At 39.8% G+C, this 15,256-nt stretch carries 19 protein-coding genes and 2 pseudogenes; 7 read left to right on the forward strand and 14 right to left on the reverse strand.

Features of this window, described 5'->3' with window-relative positions:
- Nucleotides 1–404: 404 nt before the first annotated feature.
- Complete coding sequence (locus tag EO763_RS14130; RefSeq protein WP_161529332.1) at nucleotides 405–584, forward strand: hypothetical protein; 180 nt, start codon at nucleotides 405–407, stop codon at nucleotides 582–584.
- 150 nt (nucleotides 585–734) lie between these two features.
- Here EO763_RS14130 and EO763_RS14135 read toward each other — a convergent pair whose 3' ends face one another.
- From EO763_RS14135 to EO763_RS14165, 7 genes are all read right to left on the reverse strand, one after another.
- Complete coding sequence (locus EO763_RS14135) at nucleotides 735–944, reverse strand: DUF4926 domain-containing protein (RefSeq protein WP_072035339.1); 210 nt, start codon at nucleotides 942–944, stop codon at nucleotides 735–737.
- A gap of 17 nt (nucleotides 945–961) precedes the next feature.
- Nucleotides 962–1,159 carry a CPCC family cysteine-rich protein gene (locus tag EO763_RS14140; RefSeq protein ID WP_072035340.1) on the reverse strand — a complete coding sequence of 66 codons (198 nt, stop codon included), beginning with the start codon at nucleotides 1,157–1,159 and terminating at the stop codon, nucleotides 962–964.
- Entirely contained in the window at nucleotides 1,149–2,858 is a 1,710-nt protein-coding gene (locus EO763_RS14145) for a type VI secretion system PAAR protein (RefSeq protein WP_161529333.1), read from the reverse strand. The genes EO763_RS14140 and EO763_RS14145 overlap by 11 nt, the downstream gene beginning before the upstream one ends.
- A gap of 189 nt (nucleotides 2,859–3,047) precedes the next feature.
- Complete coding sequence (gene pilV, locus EO763_RS14150; protein ID WP_161529334.1) at nucleotides 3,048–4,640, reverse strand: shufflon system plasmid conjugative transfer pilus tip adhesin PilV; 1,593 nt, start codon at nucleotides 4,638–4,640, stop codon at nucleotides 3,048–3,050.
- A 140-nt stretch (nucleotides 4,641–4,780) separates the two neighbouring features.
- Nucleotides 4,781–5,332 (reverse strand): type 4 pilus major pilin, encoded by a 552-nt coding sequence (locus EO763_RS14155; protein ID WP_244321993.1) that lies wholly within the window; start codon nucleotides 5,330–5,332, stop codon nucleotides 4,781–4,783.
- Nucleotides 5,333–5,413: 81 nt separating this feature from the next.
- Nucleotides 5,414–5,650: a hypothetical protein gene (locus EO763_RS14160; RefSeq protein WP_161529335.1), complete on the reverse strand. Its 237-nt coding sequence runs from the start codon at nucleotides 5,648–5,650 to the stop codon at nucleotides 5,414–5,416.
- Between the two features lie 76 nt (nucleotides 5,651–5,726).
- Nucleotides 5,727–6,074 carry a hypothetical protein gene (locus EO763_RS14165; protein WP_161529336.1) on the reverse strand — a complete coding sequence of 116 codons (348 nt, stop codon included), beginning with the start codon at nucleotides 6,072–6,074 and terminating at the stop codon, nucleotides 5,727–5,729.
- Between the two features lie 382 nt (nucleotides 6,075–6,456).
- On the opposite strand from EO763_RS14165, the gene EO763_RS14170 reads away from it, so the two are divergent.
- Together EO763_RS14170 and EO763_RS14175 are read left to right on the forward strand one after the other, a co-directional pair.
- Nucleotides 6,457–6,855 carry an H-NS family histone-like protein gene (locus EO763_RS14170; RefSeq protein WP_161529337.1) on the forward strand — a complete coding sequence of 133 codons (399 nt, stop codon included), beginning with the start codon at nucleotides 6,457–6,459 and terminating at the stop codon, nucleotides 6,853–6,855.
- A gap of 78 nt (nucleotides 6,856–6,933) precedes the next feature.
- Complete coding sequence (locus EO763_RS14175) at nucleotides 6,934–7,293, forward strand: hypothetical protein (protein WP_161529338.1); 360 nt, start codon at nucleotides 6,934–6,936, stop codon at nucleotides 7,291–7,293.
- Between the two features lie 105 nt (nucleotides 7,294–7,398).
- Here the strand turns inward: EO763_RS14175 and EO763_RS14180 are convergent, their stop codons facing one another.
- From EO763_RS14180 to EO763_RS14190, 3 genes are all read right to left on the reverse strand, one after another.
- Nucleotides 7,399–7,683, reverse strand: a complete 285-nt coding sequence (locus EO763_RS14180) for a conjugal transfer protein TraD (protein WP_161529339.1) — start codon at nucleotides 7,681–7,683, stop codon at nucleotides 7,399–7,401.
- On the reverse strand, nucleotides 7,680–7,937 hold the full coding sequence (locus EO763_RS14185; RefSeq protein ID WP_161529340.1) for a hypothetical protein: 258 nt from the start codon (nucleotides 7,935–7,937) through the stop codon (nucleotides 7,680–7,682). The genes EO763_RS14180 and EO763_RS14185 overlap by 4 nt, the downstream gene beginning before the upstream one ends.
- A 744-nt stretch (nucleotides 7,938–8,681) precedes the next feature.
- Nucleotides 8,682–9,907 (reverse strand): IS3 family transposase gene (locus tag EO763_RS14190; RefSeq protein WP_244321994.1). Its coding sequence is split into 2 segments (ribosomal slippage): nucleotides 8,682–9,565 and nucleotides 9,565–9,907, totalling 1,227 coding nucleotides; the frame shifts between segments, so codons are not numbered across the junction.
- A 700-nt stretch (nucleotides 9,908–10,607) separates the two neighbouring features.
- Here EO763_RS14190 and EO763_RS14195 point away from each other — a divergent pair.
- The 3 genes and pseudogenes from EO763_RS14195 to EO763_RS14205 form a co-directional block, all read left to right on the forward strand.
- A complete protein-coding gene (locus EO763_RS14195; protein ID WP_161529342.1) occupies nucleotides 10,608–10,985 on the forward strand; it encodes a hypothetical protein in 378 nt (125 codons plus the stop codon).
- Between the two features lie 277 nt (nucleotides 10,986–11,262).
- Nucleotides 11,263–12,084 (forward strand): DUF4238 domain-containing protein, encoded by an 822-nt coding sequence (locus EO763_RS14200; protein WP_161529343.1) that lies wholly within the window; start codon nucleotides 11,263–11,265, stop codon nucleotides 12,082–12,084.
- Nucleotides 12,085–12,343: 259 nt separating this feature from the next.
- Nucleotides 12,344–12,473: pseudogene (locus tag EO763_RS14205) on the forward strand (IS21 family transposase); the annotation flags it as partial.
- Nucleotides 12,474–12,501: 28 nt separating this feature from the next.
- On the opposite strand, the gene EO763_RS23405 reads toward EO763_RS14205, so the two are convergent.
- The 4 genes from EO763_RS23405 to EO763_RS23635 all read right to left on the reverse strand — a co-directional run bounded on the left by EO763_RS23405 (nucleotide 12,502) and on the right by EO763_RS23635 (nucleotide 14,262).
- Nucleotides 12,502–12,840, reverse strand: a complete 339-nt coding sequence (locus tag EO763_RS23405) for a hypothetical protein (protein WP_208851957.1) — start codon at nucleotides 12,838–12,840, stop codon at nucleotides 12,502–12,504.
- Nucleotides 12,825–13,418 (reverse strand): hypothetical protein, encoded by a 594-nt coding sequence (locus tag EO763_RS23410; protein ID WP_208851958.1) that lies wholly within the window; start codon nucleotides 13,416–13,418, stop codon nucleotides 12,825–12,827. The genes EO763_RS23405 and EO763_RS23410 overlap by 16 nt, the downstream gene beginning before the upstream one ends.
- 174 nt (nucleotides 13,419–13,592) lie before the next feature.
- On the reverse strand, nucleotides 13,593–13,943 hold the full coding sequence (locus tag EO763_RS23630; protein ID WP_244321995.1) for a hypothetical protein: 351 nt from the start codon (nucleotides 13,941–13,943) through the stop codon (nucleotides 13,593–13,595).
- The gene (locus tag EO763_RS23635; protein WP_244321996.1) at nucleotides 13,906–14,262 is read right to left on the reverse strand and encodes a hypothetical protein; all 357 of its coding nucleotides are present in this window, start codon (nucleotides 14,260–14,262) and stop codon (nucleotides 13,906–13,908) included. The genes EO763_RS23630 and EO763_RS23635 overlap by 38 nt, the downstream gene beginning before the upstream one ends.
- A gap of 611 nt (nucleotides 14,263–14,873) precedes the next feature.
- On the opposite strand from EO763_RS23635, the pseudogene EO763_RS23640 reads away from it, so the two are divergent.
- A pseudogene (locus tag EO763_RS23640) lies at nucleotides 14,874–15,182 on the forward strand (IS4 family transposase); the annotation flags it as partial.
- Nucleotides 15,183–15,256: the final 74 nt, after the last annotated feature.

A 15,256-nucleotide genomic window follows, 5' to 3' on the forward strand; every position in this document is an offset into this window, starting at 1 on the left:
TCTCGGTTAAATCCTCTGTTATCTCAGCCTCTGATTAGCCAATTGTTTAAACCAATTCCCCAGACTCATACAAGCGTTCTCTACCACTTCATCAATCAGTTCCGTGACGATGCAAACTTAAAAGCCGAAAAACTCACTCTCCGTGGATTTTCTTATATCGAGTTAACTAATTGAATTGACTAGCAACAGCCCTAGCCTTAAATTGCAACCGAGCAGGTACGTATTTAACAAAAGACCACCTGAACACCAGTTTCGCCCCTGAAAGGTACTGCAATACCAGACAGGGGCTAACCTCAACGTTATAAGGACTAACGCTATGGCTATCTGTCAGTTTACCTATTCCCTTCCTGAAAATCTGCATCTGGCTACTGCTTTTTTGCCATATCCAGCAACGGAGGCTTATCATGTTCGATAGCACACCGCTGGAACTGGAAGAAATCATCGATCAGTGTCGGGCATTAATTTACGCAGTTGTTGAACTGGATGAACCCAAGGCAAAAGAGATTTTGATCTTCGTTCTTTGGGAACGACTTGATCTGTTATTCCGCACTTTTCATACGCCAAAAGTGATACCCGTAGACTAAGGAAACAGCCATGAGAATAACGCATTAAGTCCACAATTTTAATTATTCTGAAAAAGTTAGCAGCACATACAGGTTGGTGTGCTGCTATTTAATTTTTTTGATTACAGTTCATCGTTATGAGATTTTTATTTTAATGAGTGAATCATCAAACTATTTTTTAAAATCAACCTTATTGAAACAGTCTGATTTTAATGTTATCCAAGCCAGTGTCTCACCATTATCATCACAAAACTCTATGTCATATGCAGGAGATAGCTCGTCATAAATGTGAACAATAGTCCCTAGCATTCCTTTTTTCAACCCTTCCTCTGGAAGATCATTTTTTAAAGAAATAACATCAAACAAAGAATAACTCGCCATTTATTCATACCATTACACTATTTAACTTTTTGGCCATTTTTAAAAGCTTCTCTAGCCTCATTTAAACTCATCTTGTTTGCTCCACTTCTATCAGGATTCTTAGACTGAAAAGGATCATCCTCCCATCCACAATTAGAGCAAATATCATATTCACCTAACACTTCAAATTCATCCTTGCCGCAGCATGGACAGGGGTAATCATATTCATTGGTCATTCCAGTAATCCATTTTGTCTGTGGGCTTAAACATTGTCCGAGGCGCGTTATCTTTAGATTTTGAAGCAAATATATTAGTTTCTGGATGATAGAAAAGTTCATCACCGTTGTCACGAGTTTTAGTTAACGTTCCATCGGGAGGGTTATTCATAAAATCATGAGCGGTATCAACATATTGCTTTGCATTCTTTAATTCAGGAAACTCATGCCCATGTTTTTCCCAATGTTTGTAAGCATTTCTAACCTCCGTAATTTTCTTTCTTCGAGTCCAGATTGGATCAAGCGGATTCTTACTCAAATAGATATAAATCGGTGGAAACGCATTCTCCGGGAACACCAGAATGTAATCCCGAAAATCCTTCTCGTCCGGCATTGGTGTCGCAAGAATGCTGACATCATCCATTTCTGGAATTTCAAATCCCGGCACTGCTGATGGGATAACAGGCTGTTCACCGTGTGACGTATCTGTGGGTAATTCCATGCCCGGATTGTCCGGTGTCCATAGAATCGTTGGTCCGGTTGCCCCCTCTTCCCAGAACTCATAACGGTTGTTGGGGAAATCGTATTTCAGCAGTCTGACGCGCACCTGATCGCGCCCGCTTTCCATACTGGTGTGGTAGCCAACCGCCTTCAATCTGCCTGTTTCCTCATCTTCCATCCACTGATAACGAACACGGCTGGGGACGGTTCCCTGTTTTTTCGCCACCTCCAGTAGCTTTTCCTGTGTCAGCAAATCGTCTTTTTCACCTTTCAGGTGCTGCTGAATCAATGCTCCCATTAGCAGGAAACTTTGCGCCATCTGCAACTGGCCTTGCCAGATAGACGGACCTGAAAGGCGTTTCATCTGATGTGTCAGTGCCTTTGCTGCATCCTGATTGGCCTGCGCTACCGCTCCCCCCGCAGCAGCGGTCGCCCCCGCCTGTGCTGCCGTACCTGCCATTACCACTTGTTGAGGGGGCGGCAGCATTGCCGCATCCGCTTTACCCACTAACAGATCAAATATCGTTTTATACCACGGCTCCATCGGGGGGATCTGAGGCTTGTTAATCGCACCGACAGATGTCTTAGGTGACGGTTCATTTTTTCCGGCAAATGACTGAGGAGCGGAAACAGCAGAAGACGTGTTTTTCTTTTTCGCTGACTGCGCATACTGTTTCACTTCACCCGATTTATCAGTCGATGATATGGATTCACCAACAGGCTCAGAGAAATAGATACTCATTTCCCCTATGTTGCCCTGTGGCTCCTCTTCTTTTCCCGCATCGGTACAACCCGCAACACGTAAGCAGGATTTGGCAAAAACAGGCTCTACAGCCAGCATCGGTGTTAACGCCAGCAATGGCGCACGAGTTAATGCTGCTTGTTTCGCGCATTCCTGAACCGGAGAACGATGGGGTGTATCACCAATGATGACATTGCCACTGCCGGAGACAATGACACCACCGCAATTGATACCATCCCCAATACGCGCAGCGGGCTTGCCGTTAATAATGACGGTCGATGAACCTTCAGCGATTTTTCGGGAATGAACACCATGGGGTGCATTGGGACAGGGACAACCGTGAAGCAGAACAGCATCACCTTGTCGGGCAGCAGGCTGACCATTAATAATTACATCAGAGCTGCCTTCGATTATCGGGGTTTCAGGGAAGCAGTCATGACCACTTCCGATATCATTAAGACGGGCAGCACCCGGCATTGTCATTTTCCTTTGACAGTAAGCTATTCCTTTTGAGGACTGGATTTTGGGCGCTTTTTATAGATGGTTCAATACCGAAACCCGTATCAGGCGTCGATACAGAGATGATGAATAAGATTTTTATTTAGGGTCAGATATTATTTCTTATTAAGTCATAAACCTGTCAAAAAATCCCTATTCTCCCTACGCTTACTGAGATAATGAAACGCTGATATCACTGCTGCTATGAAATCCAGAACTTGCCATAACCACCTGAACAACATCGCCCTGCTTTACTGCCGTCGTAAACATACGCAATGTCGCACCCGTATTTTCATAACCCCAGTAATGTCCACGGCTTCCCGCTTTCCAGACCGTAATGGAAGTCGTGATTTGTCCCACCGTCTTGCCCGCTACCAGAACATTAAACGTGGCTGAACCCGTGTGTGTACCATCTGCCGGATAAAATTTTGACGCCACAAAAACATTGAGATAATTAAAATCCCCCGTGGACTGAAAACGTAAACTGTCAGTGGCAGTTCGGGTGATACTGCCGCCACCTGTTCCTTTCCATTCCCCATTCTGGCAGGATAATATCGCGCCAGTCTGATCTCTGCTTATCAGACCATCAGGTAAACAAACCTCACCTGCAATTGATATTGAAGTCGGCTGAAAATATTTACCTGTAATATTTCCTGATGCAGAAATCGCTCCTGTCGTTTTTCCATCATTTGAACCCGATAATGTGAGGTCGCCTCTCACTCTTTGGCTTCCCCATATATCCAGCTTAACAGAGGAATTGTTATTCCCATTCAGGGAAAGGTAGCCATCACCTGCTCCGCCAGATACATTCAACAGAATCATATTCGGATCGCTGGTGCCGCCGCCACCAATCTGAAGTTTGCTGGCTTGGGTTCTGGCTGAAACATAGCTTTCAGAGTTGATACCATTTTTTACCATAAGCTGGCCGTTCATCGATACGTTCTTACCAAAGGTGGAAAAACCAATCACATTGAAATCCTCAGACACATTAACGTTCTTGGCAAAGCGTCCATAGGAACCATTGAACGAAACAGCATTAACATCACCCGATGCGGTAATATCTTTGACGTTATTAATACTATGACCGCCCATATTCAGATCACCCGTCATTGGTAATGTTCCATCACGACGTAGATAAACTGAATACATAGAGCTGTCATATCCAACACGGTAGGCCAACAACCCCGCAGCATTTATCCCACTATAATTATTTTGGCTCTCGGTCCATTGACCTCCGGTACCTGATGCAACAGAAGCAGATTGCGTCATACCACTATCAATACCTGCCGTTTGCATGGCACGGCCTAACAGGTCATAACGAATGCGGTTTCCCTCTGACCACGGCAACGTAGTGATAACAAGCCCGTTAATAACGTAGTTAGGTGTAGTGCCAGAACGTTTTAATAAAATCTTATACGCTGATTTCTGCGCATTGATTCCGGTATAGCTGACAGGCAACAACCCTTCATTTAACAGCGTCTGATACGTAATTTCACAGCCATTAGCCGAACAGGTTCTTGGTCCCGGATCGCTGCTCTGGCTGCTACTGGAAGTTAGGGTTGAAAGCTTGTCATAGCGGATACTGATATAACGATTTACCGCCTCTCCCATCTGTTTCATCTGTGAGCCTACGGTATTCGCCATAATGTTTTCTTGATCTTTTTTCATGTCCTGAAACTTCATAAACGCCATTGCTGAACCAACACCTAATACCAATGTTATTTCCAATAGGGAAAACCCTTTTTTATTTGTTATTTTCATTTATCACCGTCCTTTTTTATTTACATACATGTTAATTAGCAAAAAAAAAAAGCGGTCAAGATATCACGTCATTTCACTTATTAAAAACAATCACCCCGTTTATTAACACAAAGATAGGAAATAAAAAATCAATAACTTCATCAATAACTAAATGAGATGACATTCATTTCATTAGAACAATATTTGGTTACTTCATCGATGTTTTTAACTCCCTGTTTAACAACCCCACTGTTTCCGACTTCATTACCATTTTCATCATAACCTTCATTATCACCAATAGATATAGTTGAAAACATTGATGCCGTTGCTAACACTATCCTTGCACACTCAACAGATGGAACATTATTGTATGTAATAGAAAAATTACTATTACCATAGCTAAAATTCACGGGTCCTTTCCATATATTAACCACCTGATAAGTATTTCCGACTCTCATTTGACTTGGTATGATTTTCGCGTCAATTAATGTTCTTGCATTGACCCCTGTATAGTTACTGCTGGAGCCATAAATGGCATTTATCCCGGACACGATAGCTGTAATATTTTTCACTTCAATCTCAGCTCGCTGTGCAGCCTGAGCCTTGGGGTAAATCATAAACGCACTGACAATTAATCCAGCAATAACACCTAAAACCAACATTAACTCAAGCAGAGAGAACCCTTTTCTATATTTTCTTTTTTTCAATAACACTCTGTTTAACTCCTTTTCATCCGAACGATGAAAAACAAATAAAAAATTACATAAGATAAAACAATAGATAGCGGTATGTAATTAGCGGGTTAACTGACGAACGGCTGATGCGAGAGAAAGGGGTTGCATATCCAACTCTTTGACACACTCTTTTGTTCCATCAGGATATGCTTTGATCAGCTTCCCCTCTGAAATATAGTGGATAGCTATTCCTGCGGCGAACGCTTCTTTAATCGCTTTCTGTGATGCTGCCTGAGCAATTCGACTTAACACCGCTGTATCCTCAAGTGGATTTTTCTTTGATTTTCTCTTTTTCATCCCCCTATCCATTTATATTTAAATACTATTTATTTTTGCAATATAACAAATCACCTCATCTTTACTGCTTTAATATTTATTCACACTGAATTTTTATAAAAAAGACTCTGATAGCATTAAAAATAACATCACTATCTTTGATCGTTGAATGTCTTAGTCCATCAATAAAACATTCACTGATATGATGAAAAATCGGATCGTTAAAGTGACATTCACCATTTATTTTTATGATTTCATTGATATTGTCTTCAGAATCCAAATCAAAAACAGCATTAGGTTTAAATACTCTTATCTTATTTAATAAGATATAAACAAACACTCTGATAACCCAACCATCTTCATTTTCTATCAGCTTAAAAAATGATTTTTTAAACGAAATAATGTTCAGATTGTTGGAGCGATTCTTTCTTACTGAGTAATACATGTCCACCCCTTTCCATAAATTACCACATCTCAATTAAAATAATGATGCTCTTATCGGAGAGTATGGTAGTAGAAACCAGACACCCCACCAGTATTATGAATATATATATTTATAACTATAGCATCGCAAGCCAAATACATTATAATACGAGTATCTATGATACTGCCTGTTCCGGATTTATATTCATAATACAATTAATACATTGTTAATTTCAAATTTAATTTATGTCGAAATCCATTACTTATGCCTATTCCAATAAATATCTCATGTGAAAGTCAGACAGGCTATAATTACGACATCCATGATATAACGCTCAGATCTCGTTTTATTGATGAATTTCCTGTATGCTAAATCCGATTTTCAACCAGCAGGATAAATGACAATGAGTGAAGCGCTTAAAGTATTAAACAATATTCGTACCCTGCGTGCTCAGGCGCGTGAGACCGATTTGGCAACATTGGAAGAAATGCTGGAGAAGCTAACGACTATTGTTGAAGATCGTCGTGAAGAAGAAGCCAGCGTACAACAGCAAAACTCTGAACGTCAGGCCAAAATCGAAGCCTTACGTGCCAGACTGTTAGAAGATGGTATTGATCCATCAGAGCTACTTGGCGGTGCATCATCCAAGTCTGTAAAATCTAAACGTGAACCTCGTCCTGCCAAATACAAATACGCTGATGAAAATGGCAATGAAAAGTTATGGACAGGTCAGGGGCGTACTCCTAAAGCTATCGCTGCTGCGCTTGAAAATGGTAAAACGCTGGAAGATTTTGAGATCTGATAAAACCCTCCCCTTTGAATTTTATTTAAAGGGGATTTTTCTAAGATTAAATATAAAAATTTAACTTAAGGATAGTAAATGACAGGCAGAGTCTTACTTCTAGGAGTACTTTTTCTGGCAGGTTGTACCAATTTTTCAGCAAAACAACCTTACCGAACTCAGGATGGCGAACAACTTCTAATTAGCGCAAACATGCCAAACGGTATTTTAAAATTATGGATAAATGAAACGCTGATTATAAATGAATCATTCTTGAATCAAGATAAAAGTTTAGCTGGGGTCTTTAGTAATAGTTACACTAATGTCTATACAGCTACCTACAACGGTAAAAAAGTCATGGCGCGATGCAAAAGAGAAACCCACGCATTTTCAGCACCAGATCATGAATGTGATGTTTTTATTAATGGTGAATATGCTGCAAATCTCGTCCTGAGATAGTGTTGACAATAAATGAGCTACCGCGCCCTCTGGGGCTTGCTCAACAGTTCACCGACCTAAAAACAAGTTTTAGGTCGGCTCACCGTTCGGACGTGAAAAACATAATTAACATTTGGATTTATTTATAACATTTTCGATATAGACTTGGCCCTGTGCTCTATACCCTTCAATATCTCGCTCAGGTAGATTAGATATGTTAAGCAGAATCCCAAAGACTAATTCTTTATCTACATAACCAATATCACATCCTAAGACTTTGGCAACCTCTGCACCGAAAATAATTTTCTGGCGAGTATTTTCTTTTTTTGTTTGTTGTTTCTTTTTAGCTTCCAAGAAGTATAGACGCTCCTGTGCTGAAGCAATTTGTTGTTTGATATCCTTTCTGGTCATTTATGTTCTCCCCAATGTTTTTTCTTGTTGGCATAAGGGATGTCAGCATAGTCATAGTCGTTGCCAATTTTTTTCTTGATTGATTTTATTTTCATCTTGAACTGTTGTTTAATCTGGCGCTGCTTTGCTTGTTCCCTAATATTGATTACTATCTTTTCCGCCTCTAAGTAGGCTTGTTCCGTATCGGTATAGATCCCATCATCAAGAAGTCGCTTTGCTTCCCAATCAATGGCTTCATCATTATTCTTATACATTACACCTCCTTGTTTTTGTTATAGGTTATCCTTTAACACATTTTGAGTAATTATCAATACAGAAAGGTAATTTTATTTAATGAAGTACGAATTTAAAAAAGCTAACATTAATAGCTCACACCACAGAATTAGCGCCCATTAAAAATACTTCCATCTTATCAACGCACCTAATTTTTGTTATTCTAACCTCTCATGTTTATACAAATGTTTTCTTAAATAAAAATATATTACGCTGCAGAAAGTAAACCACGCTTTCACGATACCTTTTTCCAGTTGTTCGGGAGCGATATAGATAGCATCTTCGAGTGTGAAACGGTAGATCGGCATGGTCTATGAAGAGAGTATGCAGCTATATCAATCATCCTTCCTGATGAACATCAGGGTATGACCAAACAATATGGGAATTGGCAAGAAGGAGGTATATTATAAAATTCATTTCAATCATAAGGTTTTTCCAGTATTCCATCACCGTCTGCTGTGTGTCTTCATAAGACATTTTGTAAAACCTTAAAGTCGCTGCTGTGTTACCCATTGTAAATCACTGTAAATATGTCCAGAACACCTATTGATGCTTTAACCAGTTGTCTCTAATATAACCACATCATATTGTGTTATCTATTATCTACTGACACAACATGAGTCACCCGATCCTGACTACCTCTGTATTAAGGAATTTGGTTATGAGTACGAACAATAAGCAAACCTCAGATAAAATTGGAGTTGCCCCTACTAAAACGGACACGGCTAATTAGCAGCTAACATGGCATCGCGATATTCGCGTGGGGATTTCATATTCAGCCCCTTGTGCGGATGCAGGTTATTATAGTCCTCCATCCATTCTGCCATTTTTTCCATCACTGATACTGCATCCGGCAGGTCATTTACGTAGACGTAATCCCGCTTGAACGTCTTGACGAACGATTCTGCCATGCCGTTGCTTTCCGGGCTACGTACTGGGGTGGTACACACGATGAACCCCAGTGAACTGGCGAACGTACGCGTGGCATCGGCTATGTAGCAACTGCCGTTATCAGTCAGCCATTCTACTGCATGTGGGACCATCAGTGCGTTACCGAACCGCTTCTCCAGACTTTCTGTCAGCAGATCCTGTACCATTACACTGCTGATACCCCCTGTGGTGGCACTCCAGCCGATAACCTCTCGGTCACAGCAGTCCAGGCTGAACACCACTCGTACCACTTCACGGTTCCAGCAGCGGATTTCAAAGCCGTCAGAGCACCACCGGGTATCCGGTTTCAGTGTGATCACACTACCGGTATGGTTGCGGTGTTTTTTCTCATGACCCGATTTTGCCAGCAGCAGGTTATGGTGTTTCATGATCCGGTATATCCGCTTTGGATTTACCCGGCGACCGTCTTCCTTTAACCTGCGATTCAGATGTGCGGTGACCCTGCGATAGCCATTTGTCGAGCGCTGGCTGCATATCTGTCTGATTGATGGCAATAATTCCTCATCCGCTTCTTTGCTGTAACGCTCCATACGGGGCAGTCGCTGCCCACTCAGGCGTTCATAAAGATTAGAGCGTGATACCTGCAGTACCTGTGTTATCCGGATTAGGGGATATCGTCCGGTGGCAGCAATGGCATGCGCGATATCAACTTTTTTGACTGCGCTATCTCCAGCGCATCGCGGAGGATTTCGGCTTCCATTGTTTTACGTCCCAGCATCTGCTCAAGCTGTTTTACCTTTTTTTCCAGTGCCTTAACTTCAGCAACACTGACAACGTCATCGCCAGCAGCGATCGCAGATTGGCCACCTTCGTTCATAAGTCGTTTCCATTTAAAAAGCAGACTGGGTGTAATGCCATATTGCCGGGCAACCAGAGAAACGGAATAGCCGGGTTGCATGGACAGCGCAACAAAACGGGATTTTTCTTCGGCAGTATAACGGCGTCGCTTCTGCTCGCCAGTGATCACTTCGATTCTTTGCACAAGACACTCCTTAAACATAGGTCTATGCCTATGTCTTATTGATGAAGTGTCCGGTTTAAATGGGGGCTACTACAAGCAACGAGTAAAATCTTCTTCATCTTCCTATCCATCCTGATAATCAAAAATGCTATTAAGTTTTGATGTTTTTCTGGTTGCCTGTAGCCGTTACAGCTTGCTCTGACAGACATAACGAAGCAAAGCCACCTGATTAACCAATTGATAGGATTCAATTATTTTTGAGGGCCGTCATATCGTTTGTAACGATCAAAAACAAAATAATGATAGATTATACCTATCATTAAATATATATCGATCGGTCAAATCAATTAAAACACCGATCGATAAATCATTTTTAATCGCTATAGACTATCAATAAATTATTATCGATCTGCAATACCGATCATTTTCTTGCTAGAGGAATCGTTAATGAGTAAAGTAAACCAGAGGACCACCAGACAGTTTACGAGCTGATTCAAGTGGATAGAGCGTTGAACCATGAGACAAGCAGTTAATATCGATTTATGGCCTTTAGATAGCTTTGATTAATGCAACATCAGGGAAAGCCACAATGAAAGATGCCATTAGCTGATTGGATAAAAAGGTCATAGGCTTCTTTCACTATCAATTGACACAACTTTTTTGATCTCCAGCGACAATACAGCGCTGGTTATGAACTCTTTACACTTATTTTTACGTTTACTGTTTATATGGAGTTAACATGAAAAAACTGTTTATCGCGGCACTGGTGATCCTGCCGCTTACTGCTTGCACTACTTATGGCAATGAATCCCTGAAAGACGAATCCCAACAAACTGTACAAACCAAGATCGTTAAAGGGAAAACTACCCAGCAAGATGTTATTAATGCATTTGGTGAGCCTCAAACGCGAGCCACCAATGACGGTCAGGAAATGTGGTCATACTCCAGCATGTCAGGCGAAAGCCAGATCTCGAACTATATCCCCGGATTGGCTCTGCTGAAAAATAGCAGCACAGCGCATATGAATTCGTTAGAGATTTGGTTCAAGGGAAATGTTGTTGACCGATATAATTTCAGTCAGACAGCGAGTAAGGTTTCTCGTGGGTTGTTGGATTAAATATTTATATACGGAATGCCGTCATTTTTCCTTGACGGCATAATATTAAATTCAAGTTCATCTAAGCATTAACCATATGTTTATTATATAAAATATCTCGCAAAATAAAAAAATTCAGCCACATAAGGCTATTTTTTATTTATTAACATAAAAGACATTTTTTTGTTAGTTCACTTCCTATTGCCAATCATCAAAACGAGCGGTAGAATAGTAACCTCCTCTTAAAGATTATTCCAATTATCTAGATTTAGAACAGAGCATTTAACAAGGCGTATCTGTGGGAAAACAAACTAATCACCATTTCATTCCAGCCTGTTACCTTAAAGGTTTTACCAATGATGGGGATAGGGATTCCAGACTTTGGGCTTTCCCGAAAGATGGGGTAAAAAAGGCATATGGAACAAATCCTAATAATGCTTGTTCAAAAAATAATTATTATAAACTTGAAAATAACACGAAACCATTACTAATAGAAAAATGGTATGGGGATGTTATTGAACCTAAAATTGGTAGTTTCCTTGATGATTTAAAATCAAATATGACTCTTGATAGAAATAATGAAGGATTTATCTGGTTATTATCCTCACTTTTCTTGAGACCACCCCTATGGAGGAATAACGTTGAATCTCCACTTAGGAGATGTAAAGAAATAGCGATAAGCATGAAAAATGACATTGATACTGCTGGAGGAAATTTAGATATTTCTAATGCCAATTTTATAAATGATGATATTATTTGCATTGAGCTAGAGCAGATAAAAACAGTTGCTAATAGTTTATTTCATTTCAATTTTAAGCTATGTATAACCCAAGACAATATAAATATAATCACAAGCGACTCCCCGTTTGTTTTAGCTAATCCTGTCAGAAAAACTTTTGGTTTGTTATCAAAAGGAACTATATTAGTTATTCCTATAAATAAAGACATGTACATTGTAGGAACGAAAGATATACCATTAAATGGAACACATTACGCTAGCAAATATGATGTTGCTAACATTAACACTATTATATGGAACGCTTCTGAAGAAAGAGTGTTTTCAAATAACGATAAATTCATCATGCTAAATGATGATGATAATATTATTTATTATCCGTAGCCATTAATTAATTTTCATGAAAAGCTCGGTTCAAAATTAAAGATGCACATCTTTCGTATAGCTGCCTAAATTTGCAATAATTTTTCTATAGCCACAACTGCGATTCTCAGTCTATCTACGGCCTCAGAAAACGTCTTATAGAGATCACTCTCAATCTCAGTTAATGACAGTGGTATAAGACGGTAATTCACCATCAGAATGCTCCGCCCCACCCAACATGTTTTTTCCTTGAGGCCCTGACACCAGAAAAGACATCAACATGTTAACCAGAAAGGACTTTTACATGATAAAGCGAATGCGCCATTAAGGGCGCATACATTGTTGATATTGCGACTCAGGTTGGTTACTCTGACCAAACCGTCAGACGGCACCTCAAATACTCTGAACCGAACCAGAAAGTAAACTATATATCGATTTTTAAAGCCCACCAAAAGAGCTAATAGCAAGATATGCTTCCCCTGTTTGTGATGAATGTCTTCTTACTCGTGAAATTATATCGTCAAATTTCATACCACCAGATAAGAACAAATACAAATGGCTATAATCTAGCAGTATAAGTGGGGTGCGACTACCAGATGACTCTTTTATAGCAACTGATGAATATCCAGAAATCGATATCATTATTGCCATAGTATTGTCTGCCATTTTGTTAACTTTTGCTTTCAAAGTGTCAATATCTATAGCATCAGACTGTGATTTTTGGAACTTCAACTCAACTATATATGTGGTTCCCTCAATAGTTAACGCACCATCCACCTGCTACCATTGGTTTTGTATGGTTTTCTGCTAATTATCTCACAGAAATCAGCAAGCCTAAAAAACCATTCTTCAAATGCATAACCGCCATTTTGTGTTCCAATGTCTTTATGCAAATTTTCAAACTCTGATCTTAATTTTAGTAAATCAGTTTCAGAACGTTTTACTTCTTCCCTTTCTTTTTTGGACCGGTCTCTATATTCTTTTTTTTCTCTCTCATTTTGAGCTTTCTCTTTCTGTTTTGAGATATATACCCTTAATTCTTGAACTGATTTATTTGCCGATAATATCATTTGCTGAGAGTCCTCCCACCCCCTTAGATCAGGAAATGATATTTGCTCAGACAAATTAATTGCCATTGTAAAAATAACACTATTTCCTTTAGGATTACTCTGCAATTTTGGAAATAAGCGGTCTAAAAAATTCCGCTTTGATTCATCCTCACGCCATGTTGATATAAAACTTTCTGAGATATGGCAAGATAACAAAAATTTTTTCAACGCAGGTTTTCGCCAAAATGATCTCAAAAGAGCCTCATAGACTAACGTAATCAAGACAGGAGTAATCTGAATGTCCAAATCGATATCCTTACTATCGAGCAATGACCAGTGTTGCGCACTAGCTATTTATAAATAGATGATAGAATTTTACCATGATACTTCGCTATGAAAAACTCAATGCTGGGCAAGTAGTAGTAAAAACAAATTGCCAACAAGAGTGATTGAAAAAACATCAAAAACAGGTAGTTACGATCATTCACGTATCGCAAGCGTGATTTTAAGCCTATCAACAGCAAGAGATAAGGCCTCATGGAGGTCTCCTTTCATCTCCTGCTCATACTCACCGTTCCTGAACATTACCACATAGCCATCGGTCAGATCTTGCATGTGCGCAAGGTTTATCGGTTCTATCGCTATTCTGATACCAGAATGTAAATATTCAGCTACTGGATAGCCCATATCGGTGTGAAGCTCGATACCGCCAGAGGCTTCCAGTTCGAATAAGAAGTTATCTTCGGCTATTGCTTCACGTAGATCCTTAGGCCCAGCGGATTCATCTGGTGCATTAGCTTTTATCCTGCCACAACAGTAATAGTAATTCATCCAGAACACTAACTGGCGTGTTGAGATGTTGACTGTCGTAGGTTTGGGTTTCTGACATCAGCGATCTTATTGTTTTTTCGCTGACTTGGCTGAGTTCAGAAATCAATCTTCCATACACATTTACCATTCGCGCCTTATCGTAATCATCTGCTGATTCAGACAGAAAAAATGAACCGTAATCTTTGATAAAGATGTTATTGTCGTTTTCGAGAGTAAATTTTATCCCGTGCTCATTCTCTTCAACATCTTTAACTGTACAGGTCATAAACGGTATATGTTCATTGGCATTAAAGAGCGAAATGATTTTAATATTATTCATTATTTGATTTTCCTTTTGTTTTATTTTTAATACCATATTTATTTCAAAAAAATCAAATTTAACTTAGGTTATACAAATAACACTTCATACAATATTTATATATTAAGCATTCTCGCTCATCTTATTTACTCAATCACTACACATCATCTGTGTAAATACCCTTAAATATTATCCCAATCTAACGGTTCTTCTGGTGGTAAAAGAGTTGCTGCCTCAACAGCGCTACATCTTCCCATGCTTTTACTCATCATCGCTCCTTGGTGCTTTTTAGCCTGCGGAAGCAACTACACTAACAATAGCAACCCAATTCCCGAGATTAGAATTAGACATAGAATCATCCTTAAAAAATGTATTATTTACTATAATCAGCCTCAGCAAGTCGCATTCTCCGCCACTTCATCAGGCAGCTCCGAAGCTATGCAGATTTGAAACATCGGAAATCTTCCCGCTGTAACTTTTCTTGTATCACATTAACTAATTGAATTGACTAGTAATAGATCTAAGACTACATTGCAGCCAATCAGGTACGTACCATCTGAATACCCGTTTCGCCCTTGAAAGGCTGAGGAATCCCCAGAAAACAAGACAGGCATAGAGTTTTATGATCTACTGAAAAGAGTGAGAGATTTGGTTTTGGCTTACGCGCCTGTGGAAGCAAAACGGGTGAGCGGCTTTGGGTGCTGAGTCTGCTGGCGACACTGGCATCAATTGTTCTTTGGTTATTAGGATATCATTTTGAAAATAAAGGTCTTCACCTTCATTATCAGGCGAACTGCCTTAAAAGTCGAAGAGTGATATCGTTTTTGACACTGGCGGAAAATATATTGCGGCATTCACCTCAAATAGCAAGGCGGGTAAAACTGGAGAATATTTTAGCCCAACTCACCAGCACCTATCGAAATATGGTGCTGGTTTATTAGTACTGGGTTTGTGGGGATCCCTCAGCCTTGCGGGGGTTTCCGTATCGGTTTAATCAAGCCCGTGCTTTTATAGC

The organism is Pectobacterium odoriferum (assembly GCF_009931295.1).
Taxonomy (GTDB): Bacteria; Pseudomonadota; Gammaproteobacteria; order Enterobacterales; family Enterobacteriaceae; genus Pectobacterium; species Pectobacterium odoriferum.

Excerpts from the sequence above, each read along its gene's own strand:
- EO763_RS14170 (WP_161529337.1), top strand. The coding sequence starts at position 6,457 with ATGAGTGAAGCGCTTAAAGTATTAAACAATATTCGTACCCTGCGTGCT.
- EO763_RS14175 (WP_161529338.1), top strand. The coding sequence starts at position 6,934 with ATGACAGGCAGAGTCTTACTTCTAGGAGTACTTTTTCTGGCAGGTTGT.
- EO763_RS14165 (WP_161529336.1), bottom strand. The coding sequence starts at position 6,074 with ATGTATTACTCAGTAAGAAAGAATCGCTCCAACAATCTGAACATTATT.
- EO763_RS14130 (WP_161529332.1), top strand. The coding sequence starts at position 405 with ATGTTCGATAGCACACCGCTGGAACTGGAAGAAATCATCGATCAGTGT.
- EO763_RS14185 (WP_161529340.1), bottom strand. The coding sequence starts at position 7,937 with ATGTATAAGAATAATGATGAAGCCATTGATTGGGAAGCAAAGCGACTT.
- pilV (WP_161529334.1), bottom strand. The coding sequence starts at position 4,640 with ATGAAAATAACAAATAAAAAAGGGTTTTCCCTATTGGAAATAACATTG.
- EO763_RS14140 (WP_072035340.1), bottom strand. The coding sequence starts at position 1,159 with ATGACCAATGAATATGATTACCCCTGTCCATGCTGCGGCAAGGATGAA.
- EO763_RS14145 (WP_161529333.1), bottom strand. The coding sequence starts at position 2,858 with ATGCCGGGTGCTGCCCGTCTTAATGATATCGGAAGTGGTCATGACTGC.
- EO763_RS14160 (WP_161529335.1), bottom strand. The coding sequence starts at position 5,650 with ATGAAAAAGAGAAAATCAAAGAAAAATCCACTTGAGGATACAGCGGTG.
- EO763_RS14180 (WP_161529339.1), bottom strand. The coding sequence starts at position 7,683 with ATGACCAGAAAGGATATCAAACAACAAATTGCTTCAGCACAGGAGCGT.
- EO763_RS23635 (WP_244321996.1), bottom strand. The coding sequence starts at position 14,262 with ATGAATAATATTAAAATCATTTCGCTCTTTAATGCCAATGAACATATA.
- EO763_RS14135 (WP_072035339.1), bottom strand. The coding sequence starts at position 944 with ATGGCGAGTTATTCTTTGTTTGATGTTATTTCTTTAAAAAATGATCTT.
- EO763_RS23630 (WP_244321995.1), bottom strand. The coding sequence starts at position 13,943 with ATGAATTACTATTACTGTTGTGGCAGGATAAAAGCTAATGCACCAGAT.
- EO763_RS14195 (WP_161529342.1), top strand. The coding sequence starts at position 10,608 with ATGAAAAAACTGTTTATCGCGGCACTGGTGATCCTGCCGCTTACTGCT.